This is a genomic window from Bradyrhizobium sp. WSM1743, from assembly GCF_000473065.1.
GTDB lineage: Bacteria > Pseudomonadota > Alphaproteobacteria > Rhizobiales > Xanthobacteraceae > Bradyrhizobium.
On sequence record NZ_AXAZ01000089.1, the window covers coordinates 1 to 16,095 of the forward strand.

19 protein-coding genes are annotated in these 16,095 nt (G+C 64.3%); 10 read left to right on the forward strand and 9 right to left on the reverse strand.

All coding sequences use genetic code 11. The annotated features are described in order from the left end of the window. On the reverse strand, window positions 1–176 hold a 176-nt coding region (locus YU9_RS46610; protein ID WP_156952285.1), incomplete at its 3' end, for a helix-turn-helix domain-containing protein. A gap of 125 nt (window positions 177–301) precedes the next feature. Continuing rightward, on the reverse strand, window positions 302–1,633 hold the full coding sequence (locus tag YU9_RS0134085) for an alpha/beta hydrolase (RefSeq protein WP_027576782.1): 1,332 nt from the start codon (window positions 1,631–1,633) through the stop codon (window positions 302–304). A gap of 316 nt (window positions 1,634–1,949) precedes the next feature. On the opposite strand from YU9_RS0134085, the gene YU9_RS0134090 reads away from it, so the two are divergent. After that, complete coding sequence (locus YU9_RS0134090) at window positions 1,950–3,317, forward strand: APC family permease (RefSeq protein WP_027576783.1); 1,368 nt, start codon at window positions 1,950–1,952, stop codon at window positions 3,315–3,317. Between the two features lie 2 nt (window positions 3,318–3,319). After that, window positions 3,320–4,534 carry a hypothetical protein gene (locus YU9_RS0134095; RefSeq protein ID WP_027576784.1) on the forward strand — a complete coding sequence of 405 codons (1,215 nt, stop codon included), beginning with the start codon at window positions 3,320–3,322 and terminating at the stop codon, window positions 4,532–4,534. A gap of 21 nt (window positions 4,535–4,555) precedes the next feature. On the opposite strand, the gene YU9_RS0134100 is transcribed toward YU9_RS0134095, so the two are convergent. After that, window positions 4,556–5,113, reverse strand: coding sequence for a helix-turn-helix domain-containing protein (locus YU9_RS0134100; RefSeq protein WP_027576785.1), 558 nt, complete (start codon window positions 5,111–5,113; stop codon window positions 4,556–4,558). A gap of 20 nt (window positions 5,114–5,133) precedes the next feature. Continuing rightward, window positions 5,134–5,343 (reverse strand): hypothetical protein, encoded by a 210-nt coding sequence (locus YU9_RS48380; protein ID WP_156952286.1) that lies wholly within the window; start codon window positions 5,341–5,343, stop codon window positions 5,134–5,136. Between the two features lie 126 nt (window positions 5,344–5,469). Between YU9_RS48380 and YU9_RS0134105 the strand changes: the two genes are divergently transcribed. Genes YU9_RS0134105 through YU9_RS0134115 form a run of 3 tightly spaced genes read left to right on the forward strand, consistent with a single transcriptional unit; the run spans window position 5,470 to window position 8,313 of the window. After that, window positions 5,470–6,783: an MFS transporter gene (locus YU9_RS0134105; RefSeq protein ID WP_027576786.1), complete on the forward strand. Its 1,314-nt coding sequence runs from the start codon at window positions 5,470–5,472 to the stop codon at window positions 6,781–6,783. A 55-nt stretch (window positions 6,784–6,838) separates the two neighbouring features. Continuing rightward, window positions 6,839–7,360, forward strand: coding sequence for an MOSC domain-containing protein (locus tag YU9_RS0134110; protein ID WP_027576787.1), 522 nt, complete (start codon window positions 6,839–6,841; stop codon window positions 7,358–7,360). Next, entirely contained in the window at window positions 7,357–8,313 is a 957-nt protein-coding gene (locus tag YU9_RS0134115) for a PDR/VanB family oxidoreductase (protein WP_027576788.1), read from the forward strand. The genes YU9_RS0134110 and YU9_RS0134115 overlap by 4 nt, the downstream gene beginning before the upstream one ends. 1 nt (window position 8,314) lies before the next feature. On the opposite strand, the gene YU9_RS0134120 is transcribed toward YU9_RS0134115, so the two are convergent. Together YU9_RS0134120 and yidD are read right to left on the reverse strand one after the other, a co-directional pair. Beyond that, a complete protein-coding gene (locus YU9_RS0134120; protein ID WP_027576789.1) occupies window positions 8,315–8,521 on the reverse strand; it encodes a hypothetical protein in 207 nt (68 codons plus the stop codon). Window positions 8,522–8,611: 90 nt separating this feature from the next. Next, entirely contained in the window at window positions 8,612–8,950 is a 339-nt protein-coding gene (gene yidD, locus YU9_RS0134125; protein ID WP_027576790.1) for a membrane protein insertion efficiency factor YidD, read from the reverse strand. A 248-nt stretch (window positions 8,951–9,198) separates the two neighbouring features. Here yidD and YU9_RS0134135 point away from each other — a divergent pair, with 248 nt between their 5' ends. After that, window positions 9,199–10,092 carry a hypothetical protein gene (locus tag YU9_RS0134135; protein ID WP_027576792.1) on the forward strand — a complete coding sequence of 298 codons (894 nt, stop codon included), beginning with the start codon at window positions 9,199–9,201 and terminating at the stop codon, window positions 10,090–10,092. Between the two features lie 134 nt (window positions 10,093–10,226). On the opposite strand, the gene YU9_RS0134140 is transcribed toward YU9_RS0134135, so the two are convergent. After that, complete coding sequence (locus tag YU9_RS0134140) at window positions 10,227–10,694, reverse strand: iron-sulfur cluster assembly scaffold protein (RefSeq protein ID WP_027576793.1); 468 nt, start codon at window positions 10,692–10,694, stop codon at window positions 10,227–10,229. Window positions 10,695–10,927: 233 nt separating this feature from the next. Here YU9_RS0134140 and folE point away from each other — a divergent pair, with 233 nt between their 5' ends. The 4 genes from folE to YU9_RS0134160 all read left to right on the forward strand — a co-directional run bounded on the left by folE (window position 10,928) and on the right by YU9_RS0134160 (window position 14,739). Next, the gene (gene folE / locus YU9_RS0134145) at window positions 10,928–11,620 is read left to right on the forward strand and encodes a GTP cyclohydrolase I FolE (RefSeq protein ID WP_027576794.1); all 693 of its coding nucleotides are present in this window, start codon (window positions 10,928–10,930) and stop codon (window positions 11,618–11,620) included. 22 nt (window positions 11,621–11,642) lie between these two features. Then, window positions 11,643–12,065 (forward strand): phosphoribosyl-AMP cyclohydrolase, encoded by a 423-nt coding sequence (gene hisI / locus YU9_RS0134150; protein WP_027576795.1) that lies wholly within the window; start codon window positions 11,643–11,645, stop codon window positions 12,063–12,065. Between the two features lie 135 nt (window positions 12,066–12,200). Continuing rightward, on the forward strand, window positions 12,201–13,274 hold the full coding sequence (locus tag YU9_RS0134155) for a lytic transglycosylase domain-containing protein (RefSeq protein WP_156952287.1): 1,074 nt from the start codon (window positions 12,201–12,203) through the stop codon (window positions 13,272–13,274). A 289-nt stretch (window positions 13,275–13,563) separates the two neighbouring features. After that, window positions 13,564–14,739 (forward strand): DUF2336 domain-containing protein, encoded by a 1,176-nt coding sequence (locus tag YU9_RS0134160; protein WP_027576797.1) that lies wholly within the window; start codon window positions 13,564–13,566, stop codon window positions 14,737–14,739. 174 nt (window positions 14,740–14,913) lie between these two features. Here YU9_RS0134160 and YU9_RS0134165 read toward each other — a convergent pair whose 3' ends face one another. Next, the gene (locus YU9_RS0134165) at window positions 14,914–15,492 is read right to left on the reverse strand and encodes an Hpt domain-containing protein (RefSeq protein WP_027576798.1); all 579 of its coding nucleotides are present in this window, start codon (window positions 15,490–15,492) and stop codon (window positions 14,914–14,916) included. A gap of 28 nt (window positions 15,493–15,520) precedes the next feature. Continuing rightward, a complete protein-coding gene (locus tag YU9_RS0134170) occupies window positions 15,521–16,066 on the reverse strand; it encodes a response regulator (protein WP_008549760.1) in 546 nt (181 codons plus the stop codon). Window positions 16,067–16,095 lie beyond the last annotated feature (29 nt).

A 16,095-nucleotide genomic window follows, 5' to 3' on the forward strand; every position in this document is an offset into this window, starting at 1 on the left:
CGGTGACCGCCCATCTTGCCCGGCGCAACCGAGCCGGTCGCCCGCTGTCGCTGTGACCACTTCACCACTGACGAGACCGCAACACCAAACCGTTCCGCCACAGATCGGCAGCTCTCGCCCGCCAAAACCGACGCCACCACACGCTCGCGAAGATCCAGGGAAAGAGGNCGGGTCATGCGATGCTGGCCTCCAATCCAGTCAGCATCTTGAATCACAATCCGCCAAAAACCGGAATCCCTCCGATTCAATCAAGCGAGGAAATGCTCTAGACTAGGCTCAGTTGCCAATCGAGCTGAGCAACCTAGCGGCTCGAGGCGGATGGATTGGTGGAGGCGACGCGGGTGAGCGCCAGCGAGGGTGTCGCCGACATCTTCACCAAGACGTCCTTGAGCGGATCGCGCGTCCAGGCGCGGGTGACATAGTCGCGATGGGTGATGCCCTCGCCGGTCTCCACGAACACCACGCTGCCGGGCTGTAGCGGCCCATCCATGTCCTCGGCGACGCTGATGCCCTTCTGCCTGAGCATGCTCATCAGCTCGCGGTCGCGCCGCGCCGTGTAGCGGGTGTAGGAGCTGACGAAGAAGCCGGAACGGTGGCTCTCGATCCAGGAGGCGAACTTGTCCATTTCGCCGTAGACGGCATCGAGCAGCACCACGCCGCGGACGCGGTCGCTGATGCCGCCGACCTCCAGGCTCCAGGCCGTCGGCAGGAAGCCGCCGCTGTAACCGACGATGACGATCGGCATGTTGGCGAAGGCACGCGCGCCGTTGGGATCGCCGGTGAGGCGGGCGAGATGGTCGGCCGATTCCGCCATGAAACGCTTGAAGCCGCCCGGTTGCCAGAACTTGCCGGCGCTGGAATCGGCGGCATCGACGGCCATTTGCGGTGCAAGGAGCACGGCGTTGGCGCCGGAATCGGTGATCTGCTTGGGCACCAGCTGGCGGTCGCGAACGTCGCGCTCGAGCGTCGCACCATTGCCGTGGAAGAACACCACGATCACGCCCGGCTTGCGCATGTCGAAATGCTCGGGCACGTGCACCAGCACCCGGCTGTCGCTGTAGGTCTCGTCCTGCCAGTAGACGCGCCCGGAATAGCTGCGATGGCCGCGGCGGTCGCCCTTGGAGATGTTGAGGAAGGGCGCATCGGAGGCGGGGTTGTTGCCGAAATAGGGAAAGGCTGACGACTTCATGCTGACGAGCGTCGTCAGGTCCTCGCGGGCGGGGCGGTTGTAGGGGACTTGCGGCTCGAGCGAGGCCAGCTTGTAGGGCGCTTGCTCCGGCGGTTGTTGCTGGACAGCGCGCTTAGGTGAGAAGTCCGACATCTGCCGTTGCAGGAAGCTTTCACTCGCCGAGGGAAAGCGCTCCCTAAACTGCGGGGCCGGAAAGCGGTCCTCGAACGTGTCGCCGCTTGCCACGCGCGAGGTTTGCGAATTGGTCTTGGCGACCACCTGGACATTCGCCTGCGAGTTCGCCGCCAGCGCCGCCGGATCGGGCGCCTTGCCGCATTGAACCAGCGTCAGCGACAACGGCACCAGGCCTGAGATCAGACCGACCCGGAGCGCACGACCGTGCCGACCGGACGTCGTCCGATCGGCACGAAAGTCAGCTCTCAGCGTCGGAACGGCCCCGAACATCCACCCATGACCCCAAGCCACGACATCAAGTCCGTCGGCATGTTTTATGACAATTGAGCCGACTGGCGTTTAGGCGACGTTAAGCGTCCGGAGAACTTCCCCACATCCGGAACGCTCAAAAGGACCATGCAATCGTGTCCTGATTGTGGGGAAGGGGACCAGGAAATCCGGGCAAATTCCGGCGTCATTGTCCAAAAGCACGCTTAATCGGTATTTGGGTACCTGCTAACCTCGCCCCATTTAACCCTTGTTAACCCTGCTTGAATTGACTGAGCCAAACTGCACGATGGCGAGACGCCTGAGATCAAGGACCCCGATGACGGCATCAGATGCGGGAACCGCAGCCTGGACTGGCCGGCTGACCGGAAGCGGGGCCGGGGTCTCCGTTCCGGTCGCGACCGCCATCGTTGTGGCCGACATGATCGGGGTCGGCGTCTTCACCAGCCTCGGCTTCCAGGTCAAGGACATCCCGTCCGGCTTCTCGATCCTGCTGCTCTGGACGGTCGGCGGCATCGTCGCGCTGTGCGGGGTGTTCGCGTACAGCGAGTTGGGCGCGATGTTTCCGCGCTCGAGCGGCGAGTACAATTTCCTCGGCCGCACCTATCATCCGGCCTTCGGCTTTCTCGCCGGCTGGGTGTCGGCGACGGTCGGCTTTGCAGCGCCCGTCGCGCTCGCCGCGATGGCGTTCGGCGAATATGCCAAATCGGTCGTGCCCGATCTGCCGCCGATCCCGCTCGCCATCGGCGTGGTATGGCTGGTCTCGCTCGTGCAACTGACCGGCGTCAGGCACTCCTCGACCTTCCAGCTGATCTCGACCATCCTCAAGGTCATGCTGATCGTCGCCTTCCTGGTCGCCGGCTTCGTGATCGGCGTGCCGCAGCCGATCGCCTTCACGCCGCAGCCGGGCGACCTCGCCCACATCGTCAGCGCGCCCTTTGCGATCGGCCTCGTCTTCGTGATGTATTCGTTCTCGGGCTGGAATGCCGCGACCTACATCATCGGCGAGATGAGCACGCCGCAGCGGAACCTGCCGCGCGCGCTGCTCGCGGGCACGCTGATCGTATTGGTGCTGTATGTCGCGCTGAACGCGGTCTTTCTTTATTCCACGCCGATTGGCGCGCTCGCCGGCCAGCTGGATGTCGCCAGTGTTGCCGGCAGCGCCATCTTCGGCGAACTCGGCGGTCGGATTGTCGGCGCCATGATCTGTGTCGGCCTGATCTCCTCGATCAGCGCGATGATGTGGATCGGGCCGCGCGTGATGATGACCATGGGGGAGGACATTCCGGCCCTGCGCGTGTTTTCGAAGCGATCGGTGAGCGGCGCGCCGGCCTATGCCGTCCTGTTCCAGCTCGCCGTAGCCAATCTGCTCTTGTTCACGCGCAGCTTCGAGGCCGTGCTCGACTTCATCCAGTTCGCGCTGTTGTTCTGCTCGTTCTTCACGGTCGCCGGAGTCATCAAGCTGCGCATCACCGATCCCGACCTGCCGCGGCCCTATCGCGCCTGGGGGTACCCGTTCACGCCGCTCGTTTTCCTGCTCGTGACCGCGTTCATGATGTACTACCTCTTGACCGAGCGGCCAGTGCAGTCGCTGTCGGGGATGCTCGTCATGCTCTCGGGCCTGTTGATTTATGCTATTTTCCGCAGGCGGCCGGTCGCCGCTGCCGCTTCACCACATCGCGAATAGACATGCTCCGACCCCTGAGAATTGCGGCCGTCGCCCTTGCCCTGCTGGCTGCGGCCGTCTCGTCCACGCATGCCGCGGAGGTCACTTTTGACGACACCGCGCGCTTCCTTGCGGGCATGCAGCCTTCGGCCGACTCGTCGCTGGTGCCGCTCACCAAGGATCCGGCCTGGCAGCGTCACGCAAAATTCTTCGACAGCGCCTTTGCTCAGCTCGAGCAGAGGCAGCTCTCGAAGATCCGCAACTGGGCCGACGTCAATCTCGCCGCGCCGCGGCCGACCATGTTCTACATGTTCAGCGGCCCGGATTTCCTCTATGCCAATGCCTTCTATTCCAGGGCCAGCACCTACGTGCTCGGCGCGCTGGAGCCGGTCGGTGCGGTGCCCGATCTGACGCGGCTGCCGCGCGGTTCGATCGGCGCCGCGCTCTACAATGTCGAACGCTCGCTCGGCTCGATCCTGAGCTTCTCCTTCTTCATCACCAAGCAGATGAAGGTCGACCTGCACGCCAACCAGGTCAACGGCACGTTGCCGATCCTCTATGTCTTCCTCGCCCGCTCCGGCAAGGCCATCCGCAATGTCGAGATGGTAGCGCTCGATGACAGGGGTGGGATGCATGTCGGTGACGACAATCCGGGACGGAACGCGACGCGCGGCGTCCGTATCACCTTTGCGGGCAGCGATGGGGAAGCGCGCACGCTCTATTATTTCTCGACTGATCTTTCCAATTCCGGTGCGCGCGCGACCGGCTTCCTGAAATTTTGCGAGACGCTCGGCCCCGGCAACAGCCTGCTCAAGAGTGCGTCCTATCTGTTGCACTCCGGCAATTTCACGGTCGTGCGAGACTGGTTGCTCGCCAACAGTGCCACCATCATCCAGGACGATTCCGGCATTCCGCTCGCGAGCTACAATGCGCGGCAATGGCGGTTCTTCCCGTTCGGCCGCTATCTCGGCCCCATCGACGAATTCCCCGGCCGCTACCAGGAGCGCTACGCCGAACTGTTTACGCGCGCACAGCCGATCGATTTCGGTGTCGGCTATCGCTGGCGGACGCACGAATCGAATTTGCTGCTGTCGGTGAAGGTGCCGGGCAGCGAGACCGCGCCGGCTGCGGAGACCACTTCGGCCGCCGAGCCGGCGCCAAAGCCGCCGCGCCCAAAGCGGCTGCGGCCGCCGGAGTCGGTCCCGCCGTCACAGGGACGTTTTTTCTGGTTCCGCTAGGCTATTGGCGGAGATCGGGCGTCAAGAGCTCTGGGCCACGACGACCAGCACTTCGGCTTTCTGACGGCCGAGGCTCCTGACCTCGTGCGGCGTCTCGCCTGAAAAATACAGGCAGTCCCCCTTGCCGAGGACGAGCTCCTCGCCGTCGAGCTTGATCGCGATCTTGCCGTTGATGACGAACAGCAGCTCCTCGCCCGCATGCGAGGCCCGCGTGGCCGCCTTATGCGGTGGGCTCAGTAGAAATGGCTCCATCATCTTGCGGGTGCGACCGGTCGCCAACGGGACCACGCCAAACGTGTCCTGGAACAGCGGCACATTGCCGTCCTGGCGGCGGAACAGCGTGTAGCGCGGCGCCGGCTCGGCGTTCGGGTCGAAGAAGTTCGCGACATTGACCTCGAGCGCGGCGGCCATCCGCAGCAGGGCGGCGAGCGAGGGAATCTTGAGATTGCGCTCGACCAGCGAGATGTAGCCGCGCGTGAGATCGCTCTGTTTCGCAAGCTGGTCCAGCGTCAGGCCCTTGGCGATCCGCGCCTGGCGGATGTTGGCCCCGACCGCCGTGGCTTCGCTGACGTCAAGCACGCGTGAATCTCCCGAACTGCTCAGGCCTGTTTTGCAACAGATGGCGCCGGACTGCCAGCCCGGCGGCCGGCAAGACGCAGCGCCGGTCGCCGGCGGTTGTATTCCATAAGAAAACTTATGAGCAGAAATTTCAGGCAGGGGCGCGGATATTGTGAGCAGGCGGACTGGTATAACGCGGAAATCTGGCGAAAATAGAGGCAATTTGTCGCCTTTGCCGAGATCGTCGGCATTTGCCGCGTTCCGTGGCGTTGATTTCCCATAGTAAACATGATCGATTTTTACCGTCGTGATCGCCGATGGGCGCCACGCACCGAACCACTGCTTTTCCCAGGCGCCGGTACTTTTTGGAGAAATCGATGACCGTAGCAGACGACGTAACCCTGAACGTAGCGCCGGACGAGGCGGCGAGCTTGCGGCGGATCGTGTGGTCGAGCGTGATCGGCACCGCGGTCGAATGGTACGACTTCCTCATTTATGGCACGGCGACCGCGCTGGTGTTCAACAAGGTCTTCTTCGCCGCCGGCAACGCCACGCTCGCCACCATCGCGGCCTTCGGCACCTATGCCGTCGGATTTCTGGCGCGGCCGCTCGGGGCTGCGATCTTTGGCCATTACGGAGACCGGGTCGGCCGCAAGGCGATGCTCGCGATCACGATCATGGTGATGGGCATCGGCACCTTCCTGATTGGCCTGCTTCCGACCTACCAGCAGATCGGTATCGCCGCGCCGCTGCTGCTGATCGGATTGCGCTTTCTCCAGGGTATCGGCCTCGGCGGCGAATGGGGCGGCGCCGTGCTGATGGTGGTGGAGAATTGCCCGACGCACCGTCGCGGCCTGCTCGGCAGCATGGTGCAGGTCGGCAATCCCATCGGCAATCTCGCTGCGATCGGCATGTTCGCGCTGGTGGCGAGCTTGCCGGAGAGCGACTTCATGGCTTACGGCTGGCGCATCCCCTTCCTGATCTCGATCCTCTTGGTCGGCGTCGGTCTCTACATCCGCCTCAACATGGAAGAGACCGCCGCCTTCCGTCAGGTCCAGGCCAAAAAGGAAGTCGCAAGCCTGCCACTGCTCGAGATCTTCAGGCATCACCGCCGGCCATTCTTCACCGCGGTCGGTCTGAAGATCTCCGAGATCGCCTATGCCAGCATCGGAGGTGTGTTCGTGATGTCCTACGCCACTGCCAATCTCGGCTTGCCGCGTGCGGTGGTGCTGAACGGCGCGTTCGCCGCATCGCTGGTCGCGCTGCTTGCTATCCCACTGTTCGGCTGGCTGTCCGACCTCGTCGGCCGCAAGACGATGTTCTATGCGAGCTGCCTGTTCTCGGCGCTGTTTGCCTTCCCACTGTTCTGGCTGCTCGACACCCGCGATCCGACCATCGTTGTGTGCACCATCGTTGTTGCGATCACTTTCGGTCAGATGGTCATGTTCGGCATCGGCGCGCCCTGGTACTCCGAGCTGTTCACCGCGCGCCTGCGTTACAGCGGCGCTTCGCTCGGGTTCCAGGTCGGTGCGGCGCTGAGCGGCGGATTGACGCCCCTGGTTGCGGCCTCTCTGATGGCCTGGAGCGGCGGCGCAACCTGGCCGGTCTCGCTGCTGCTCATCGCCTGCGCCGCCATCACCGCGACCGCGACCACGTTCGCGCCGGAGATGGCGAACAAGGAACTGACCTGATCCCCGCGGCGCGTCGCTACCTGCGGCGCGCCATCACTTCTCATGAGGATTTGTCATGCTTGATACGATCAGCGCCAGTCCGGCGCAGAGCGCAGCACAGCTCGGCTGGACCGGCGTGGTGCGCTTCCTCCATCTCGCCCCGCGCGCGTTCCTACCGATGCGTGCAGCCGAGACGGTCACCCTCGTCGCCGGCAAGGGGATCGAGGGCGACCGCTACATGATCGGCAAGGAAGAGGGGTTTTACTCGCACAAGCCGGAAGAGGGCCGGCAAGTGACCCTGTTCGAGCTCGAGACGCTGGTTGCGCTGAAGCGCGACGCCGGGATCGAACTCGGCCCAGAGGAGCATCGGCGTAACGTCACGGTGGAGGGCGTGCCGCTGAACCATTTCGTCGGCCGCCGCTTCTGGCTGGGCGAGACCCTGTTGGAAGCGACGCGGCTGTCGGTGCCGTGCCGGCATATCGAGGAGATCACGGGCAAGGCGATTTTCGATCCCCTGATCAACCGCTCCGGCCTCAACTGCAAGATCCTGCAAGGCGGCATCGTCAGGGTCGGCGACACCGTGCGGAATGCGGCATGAGCGCGCGCCCGATCACGACGGTCAAGACGGTCGTCACCGGCATCGAGGAGGCGGGAGCAGGCATAAAACTGTTCACGCTGGCCGATCCCGACCGGTGGGAATTGCCGCCGTTCAAGCCCGGCGCGCATATCGATCTGCATCTGCCGAACGGGCTGGTCCGCACCTATTCGCTGTGCAACGAGCCCGCGGACGACACGCGCTATGTCATCGCGGTCAAGCGCGAAGCGGATGGACGCGGCGGCTCACGGGCGCTGCATGACGACGTTGGCGTCGGCGGCGTCATCGGCGCGTCGTTGCCGCGCGGCGGACTCGAGCCCCAAGCTCGCATCGCGCGCTACGTGTTCCTGGCTGGCGGCATCGGCGTGACGCCGTTCTTGTCCATGGCGCGACATCTCGAACGCACGAGGCAAGCCGACTTCACGCTGCATCTGATCGTGCGCGAGGAGGTGCCGCTCGCCGCGCATCTCGGCTCGCTGGTCGAACAGGGGCGCATCGTCGTGCATCGGACATCCCGGAGCGGGCGTCCCGATCTCGCCGCGCTCGTCGGAGAGTGCGGGTCTGAGACCATGGTCGCCTGCTGCGGCCCGGAAAGCATGATCGACGATTTCGAGCGGTTGACCGCAGCATGGCCCGCGGCGCGTGTCCATATCGAGCGGTTCGTCGCACCGCCGCCGGTCATCGATCCCGACGCCAAACCGTTCACGCTGTCACTGGTGCGCTCGGGTACCGAGATTCACGTGCGGGCGGGCCAGACCATGCTGGCCGCATTGCAGGAGGGAGGCATCGACATCGCGACCTCTTGCTGCGGCGGCATCTGTGGCGCCTGCAAAGTTGGATGGATCGAGGGCAAACCAGTGCACCGCGACCGCATCCTGTCGCCCTATGAGCGCGAGCGCTATCTCATGGTTTGTGTGGCCGGCTCGGATGCCGAGCGGCTGGTGCTGGACCTCTAAGCTACCAATGCACGCTCTGGCTCGGCACGATGAATGTCGTCGTGCTTGGCTGTGTCGCAAGGCTCCTCGCCAGATACCAGCCCGAGCCGAGGACGAGTGTCAGCAGGGCGATGATGGCGAGCAGGTCGATGGTTCTGGGGTCGTGTCCCCGGTGACCGAAATTCGGGCCAAGCTTGAAGTGAAAATGAGGGCTGATTTTCCAGCGCATTTTTGTTTCCTCCCGTGGGAGCATCAAAACAACGCGAGCGGAAAGTTCCGGTTCCGGTCAGGGCAGCGAGTAGAAAGCACCGCGCCAACGTCAGGATGGATTGACCCCGCGCCAGCGGCCGTAACGCCAGGGCAGATACCAGCGAGCGCCGTGCGGCGCGGTAAGGGGCACGTTGTCGATGCCGGACGTACCGAAGGGATTGCAGCGGAGCAGGCGCGCGAGCGTCATCCAGCCGCCGGCCCAAAGCCCGAACCGTTCGATCGCCTCATCGGCATAGACCGAGCAGGTCGGCAAATGCCGGCAGTTGTAACCGACCAGAGGCGACAGCGTATGGCGATACAGCCAGATCAGCGCGCGGCCGAATCTGCGCGGCAGCCGGAGCACACCGTCGATTGAACTGGAACAATGCTCGCAGGCTGAATGCTTCATGTGCACTTTGCTGCGATGTTGATCAAGGTGCTGCACGGTTCCAGCGCAGGGAACCGTAAGCTGTTGTTTGTACGCCATATTTTGCGTGCTTTTTGGGAGCAGTGCAGCAAGTATCTGGGGACGATCTGTATTCCCACGGATACCATTTTTGTGACGCCCATGTGTAGAAACATACGCCTGTATGATGGACTCAGAGGGCGCTACCGGGGATTGTTAGGGGACCTTTGGGGCTTGGGGAAGGAACCAGATTGAGACTTCTGAACTCCCTTGATCTTCGCGGCTGGTTGCTTGTGGGAACCGCCGTTTGTGGAGTCGCGCTGGCTGGCGCCGTCGCGACATTCGGGTCGTCGGCTCGAGCCGGCGTTGCCCTCGAAGAGCGCAAGCTGCCGATGAAGTTCAGCTGGGTCACCTGCGAGCCCAACTGCCGCGGCTGGATCAGCGCAGTCGGCATCATCACCGCCGACACGCCCAAGGCATTCGAAGAGTTTTCGCGTGGACGTCAGCTCGGCGGCGCCACGGTGGTGCTCGACTCCAGCGGCGGTTCCGTCAATGACGCGATCACGCTGGGCCGCCGCTTCCGCAATCTCGGGCTTTTGACCACGGTCGGCGTCAGCCTCCGCGCCGGGCAGTCGGCTCGCCCGACGGTCGCGCCGGAAGCCTATTGCGAATCCATGTGTGTGTTCCTGCTGCTGGCCGGCAAGAAGCGCTACGTGCCGGAAGCCGCTCATGTCCGCGTCCATCAGATCTGGATGGGCGACCGGGCCGACGATGCCAAGGCCGCGAGCTACACCGCGCAGGATGTGATGATCGTCGAGCGCGACATCGGCCGCCTCGCCAAATATACCTTCGACATGGGCGGCGCCGGCGACTTGCTGTCGCTCGCGCTCAGCGTTCCGCCCTGGGAGGAACTGCACGAGCTCGACGCCGGCGAGCTGAAGCTCACCAATCTGGTCACGACCGATCTCGTGGCTGATGTGCTCCCGCATGTGGACATCTCAGCGCCGGCAATGGCGGAGCTTGCACCGAAGACGCAGGCCAGGATCCGCGCGGAACCGGAGCAGCCGGCCAAGTCGACCAAGACGGCGGAGGCCCTGGCGCCGACCAGCAGCGCGGCAGCGCCGGCTACGGCGGCGCAGAAGTAAGCTCTTAAATCCTGGCGGTCGTTCCGGGGCGCGCGCAGCGCGAACTATGGTGCGCAGTTGCGCACCTGAGAATCTCAATCGGCAATCTCTGGATTCCGGGTTCGATGCTACGCATGCGCCGGAATGACGGAGAGTTACCCCTGCGCCGCGGCCGGCTGCTTGGTCTCGGCCTTGGCCTTGGCTTCGATCTGGCCGATGGCATCAACCACGGCATCGAAGGTGAGAAGCGTCGAAGCGTGCCGCGCCTTGTAGTCACGGACCGGCTCAAGGAACTTGATCTCCTCCCATTTGCCTTCAGGAGGCGCACCGTTCTCCTTCAGCATCTTGCGAACGGTTTCACGTAACTCACGGAGTTCGCTCGCAGTCGAGCCGACCACGTGACTTGCCATGATGGATGAAGAGGCCTGGCCCAAGGCGCACGCCTTCACGTCATGAGCGAAGTCGGTGACGGTGTCTCCGTTCATCTTGAGGTCGACCTTCACGGTCGAGCCGCATAGCTTGGAGTGGGCGGTGGCGGAGGCGTCGGGGTCCGACAACCGCCCGAGGCGCGGAATATTCCCGGCCAGTTCGATGATCCGCTTGTTATAGATGTCGTTCAGCATGTGATGGAGTCCAGCACTTCCGCACCCGATCGGCCTTGGCGGGCGGCGTCCACGGTCCTATATAGGGGCGGAACCGGCGGAAAAATAGTCCAGCGGGGGCAAGGCCCACGCGGCCGACTTTAGTGGTGAGGCTCTTTTCCACCGGCTTCAGTTATTCTGTTCAGGCGTCCGGCGGCTTGGCCGCCCCGTCTGCCGGTGACACTCCGGCCGTAAGGCCGTCGAACGGAGTCGATATGGACGCTGCAATCAAATCCATCCGCCCCAACAAGCCCTCCGACCGGCAGCCCGAGAGCCGCCCGGCCGAGCTTGACCCTGCCGAATTCCTCACGGCCGCCGTCCGCGCCGACCAGCCGCGCCCCGCGCGCGCCGAGGCGGAAGCGGCGGTGAAGACGCTGCTCGCCTATATCGGCGAGAACCCCCAGCGCGAGGGCCTGCTCGACACGCCGCGCCGCGTCGTCGAGGCTTTCGACGAGCTCTATCAGGGCTACCACCAGTGCCCGGCCGAGGTGCTCGACCGTACCTTCGGCGAGACCGCCGGCTATGACGATTTCGTGCTGGTGCGCGACATCGAGTTCACCTCGCAGTGCGAGCATCACATGATGCCGTTCTACGGCAAGGCGCACATCGCCTATACGCCGGTGGAACGCGTCGTCGGCCTGTCCAAGCTCGCGCGCCTGACCGACATCTTTGCCCGCAGGCTCCAGACCCAGGAGCACCTGACGGCGCAGATCGCCGCGGCCATCGACGAGATCCTCAAGCCCCGCGGCGTTGCGGTGCTGATCGAGGCCGAGCATACCTGCATGTCCGTGCGTGGCGTTGCCAAGCATGGCGCCTCCACCTTCACCAGCCGCTTCACCGGCATGTTCCGCGATAATCCGGCGGAGCAGGCCCGTTTCCTGTCCCTGGTGCGAGGCGCGACGCGCTGACCTCGCGAATAGAGAGGTCATCGTGTCCGCTCACTCCCACGAGATGGAGGAAGGGCTTTCCTTCCAGCCGCGCTTTGACGCCGCCGGCCTCGTGACCTGCGTCGCGACCGACGTCGCCACCGGCGACGTGCTGATGGTCGCGCACATGAACGAGGAGGCGCTGCGCAAGACGATTGCGACCGGCGAGGCCTGGTACTTCAGCCGCTCGCGCAATGCCTTGTGGCGAAAAGGTGAGACCTCAGGACAGACCCAGCGCGTCATCGAGATGCGCACCGATTGCGATCAGGATGCGGTCTGGATCCGCGTCGAGCAGATCGGCGCGGCCTGCCACACCGGCCGACGATCGTGCTTCTATCGCAAGGTCGAGGCGGAGGGCGGGGGAGCGAAGCTGGTCTTCACTGAGGCCGAGCGGCTGTTCGATCCGGACGCGGTGTACAAGAAATGATTTCCGTCATTCCGGACGGCTCGAAGAGCCGATCCGGAATCTCGAGATTCCGGGTTCGCACCTGCGGTGCGCCCCGGAATGACGGACATGGCCAAGTTAACCCCGCATTAACCATACCTGTCCCACGGTGAGACGATGGGCGCCGAATTGCCGGCGTCGCTCAACGCCGCGCGGGGCGGGCACTTCATCATGTCGATCGACAATTCCAGTGCCATGCAGACGGTCGGCCTCGATCCGTCGCGGGCGCGCGTCGCCGGCGCGATCAAGCAGGCCTCGAACATCTCCGGCGTCAGCTTCCAGTACATGCTGACCACCGCCAAGATGGAATCGGATTTCGATCCGACGGCGGGGGCCACCACATCGTCCGCGCACGGGCTCTACCAGTTCATCGACCAGACCTGGCTCGGCACGGTGAAGGAGGCGGGCGCCCAGCTCGGTTATGGCAGCTACGCCGACGCCATCACCAGGACCTCGGCTGGCACCTACACGGTCGATGATCCCGTGATGAAGCGGTCGATCATGAAGCTGCGCGACGACCCGGAGGCCGCATCCACCATGGCGGCGGCGCTGACGCAGTCGAACAGTTTCAAGCTCACCGGTCTGCTCGGCCGCAGGCCGAGCGACAGCGAACTCTATATGGCGCATTTCATGGGCGTCGGCGGCGCCGCAAAACTTATTGCCAATGCCGAGGACAATCCGCAGGCGGTCGGCGCGCGGTTGTTTCCCAACGCGGCTGCCGCCAACCGCTCGATCTTCTACGCCAGGGACGGCCGGGCCCGCAGCGTCTCCGAAGTCTACTCGGTGCTCGACGCACGCTACGCCAGTGCGGCCAATTCGAAGGTGACCCGCAGCGCGATGGCGATGTATGGCGGCACGCCGTCGACGACTGAGGTCGCGAGCGCGAATGGCGTGCAGCCGACGGCGCCTGTCATCGACAACGCCGCCTATCTCCAGACCTTCCCGAACACACGCGCCATGACGCCCGTCGGCGCGACGTCGTCAACGACGGTCGCGGACAATGCGCCTAGCACGCCGGTGTTTCGTTCGATCTATCAGCCCGGCGATGCCACGCAGCCGGTCTCGATCACGGTGCAGAAACTGTGGGGCAACAATGCCTCGCTCACCTCGGTCGCATCGGCGACGCCGGACGTGCGGCCGCCGCAGCCGCTCGATCTCTTCAGCGATCGCAGCGGGACGTTCTCGAGCTAATCTCAGCTCCCGTGTCCCGGACAAGGCGCAACGCGCAAGCGGTGCGCCGCAGAGCCGGGACCCACGCAACAAGCTCCGCTCTCTGAACTCTGGGCCCCCGCTCAGCAGCGCATCACTTGCGTGCTGCGCAGCGTCCGGGGCACGAGAACAGGACGCCTTTGTTTCCTTAACAAAACGTCAATAAAACCAGCCAGTTATGGTGAACGCTTTGTTAAGCGTCGTGGTTTATTTTGTGTTGCAGGTGACGAGCCGTCATCGTTTTTCGTTTGTTGTGTAAGCCGGAAGCAGCATGATTGTTCGGCAGTTCATTCATTGGATCAGGACGGCGCCCGCCGGCGAGCGGGCCGAGGCCACAAGGGCGTTGGCCCGGGCCTGGCTGATCTCGGACCTTTCTGCAGACGACCGCATCGCCGCCGAAGGCGCGCTTCTGATGCTGCTCGACGATCCGTCGCCGCTGGTGCGGCAGGCGATGGCCCAGGCCTTTGCCCGCAGCCTTGATGCGCCCGCCGCGATCGTGCGGGCGCTTTCGGCAGATCAGCCGACCGTCGCGCTGCCGGTGCTCGAACATTCTCCGCTGCTGATCGACGCCGATCTCGTCGACATCGTCGCGACCGGCAACGAGGAGGTGCAATGCGCCGTTGCCCGCCGCATCGCATTGCCGGTATCGGTCTGCGCCGCGATCGCCGAAGTCGGCTGCGCGGCTGCCGCGCTGGAGCTGATCGAAAATCCCCACGCCGAGCTGGCTCCGTTCTCCTGGCACCGCATCGTCGAGCGTCACGGCCATCTCGCCGCGATCCGCGAGGCGATGCTGGTGCTGGAGGATCTGCCGGCCGCAACGCGCGCCGCGCTGGTGGCAAAGCTCTCGGAGACGCTGGCGCAATTCGTCGTGGCGCGGAACTGGCTGAGCGCCGACCGCGCGGACCGCATCACGATCGAGGCACGTGACCGCTCCACCATGAACATCGCGGCGCGCTCGCGCGGCGAGGACATGCAGGGCCTGGTCCGGCATTTGCGCATCACCGGTCAGCTCACCGCGGGCCTGATCCTGCGCGCACTGCTCTCGGGCAATCTCGATTTGTTCGACGCGGCGCTTGCCGAACTCGCCGATCTGCCGCTGGCACGCGTCTTGGCGCTGCTGCACGACCGCGGCGGCAACAGCCTGCACGCGCTGCTCCGCCGCGCTGGGCTGCCCGAGGCGACGTTTGCTGCATTCCAGGTCGCGCTCGATGCGTGCCACGAGCAAGGCTTCGTCGATAGCGACGACGGCGCGGTGCGGCTGCGCCGGCGCATGGTCGAGCGCGTGCTCACGCATTGCGAGACCGACCGGGGTGTCACCGAGCCGCTGATGGTCCTGCTGCGCCGCTTCGCCACCGAATCCGCGCGTGAAGAGGCACGGCTGTTCTGCGACGAGCTGGCCGCGGATGATACGATCGATCCGGTCTATGATGATCTGATTGCGGCCTAGTTCAAAGCCCGCGATAGGGCAGGCCGGAAGACACAAACTCCGTCGTTGCGAGCCAAAGGGTCCGCCCGAAGCGCGGCCCGATGACAGGCTCCGCGAAGCAATCCAGACTGTTCCCGCCGAGGGATTCTGGATTGCTTCGCTGCGCTCGCAATGACGAGAGGAGACAGCTGAGCCTTATTCCACCGGCGCGATGCTGGGTGCCAGGATCGCTTCCAGATGCTCGGGGCGGTCGCGGTTGACCTGGGCAAGATAGTCGTCGGCGACCTTGCGCAGGCGGCGGCTGAGCTCGGCTGAAACGCCGATCCTGTCCAGCCTGGTGTTCTCGTGCACGATGGCGAGAATGGCATTGATGTGGTGCGTGAACAGCTCGGCTGGCACCTTCTCCAGATCAGGCGCGTGCTCGATGACGCGGCACAAGCTCTCGGCGATTCCGGCTGCCGAAGGAAAGCCGAAAGTCGCCGCATCGCCCTTGATGTCGTGTGCGGCGTGGAACAACTCGTCGCGCAGTATCTTCGTGAAGCCATCCTTTTGCACGGCAATCCAGGCGGCGGACAGTCTCTGGACCTCGATCGCCATCCAGTCCTTGAACTCACTTGCGAGGCTCGCAAGCGCCTGTTCGGCGCGGCCGACCGGATCGTCCATGTCCTTTTCTTCGACGCGGCGCAGGACCTTGCGCAGCGGGTTGGGCTGCGTGATGATTTGGTGCGTGGCGAAGGCCTTGACCTCGATGTCCTTTGCGCCGTTCTTCGCCATGATGCCTGCCTCGTCTGAAGACGTTGCGCTAGATGGAGGAGCGGGCCTTGTCGAGCAGCGAGGGCTGCTGCAGCACCTCGTGCTTTTCGCCGACGCGACGCTCGGGGCCCATATAGGCGGAGTTGGTGTTGCGGCGCCGGTCCGGACCGAAATAGGTCTTGGTCTTGATGAAGGGGCGGGGATTGGCGACGACGTTGAGGATGCGCTGGTAGAGGCCCTTGGCCGAGATCGGCTTGGCCAGGAATTCGGTGACGCCGGCATCGCGCGCGACCGTGACGCGGCGCTTCTCGGAATGGCCGGTCAGCATGATGATCGGCGCGTAAGGGTTGCCCTTGGATTCCGGCTGCCGGATCATCTGCGCGAGCTCGAGCCCGTCGAAGATCGGCATGGCCCAGTCGGTGATGACGATGTCGGGCACGTAATGGCTGTACATTTCGAGCGCCGTGGCGCCGTCCTCGGCTTCATAGACCTCGCGCGCGCCGAAGGAATGCAGCAGCGTCCGCAGGATGCGGCGCATGTGCGGATTGTCGTCGCAGACGAGGAAGCGCAGCTTGTTGAAGTCGATGCGGAACATGACGCCCGGGCCAAAGCGGTCAACCTTCG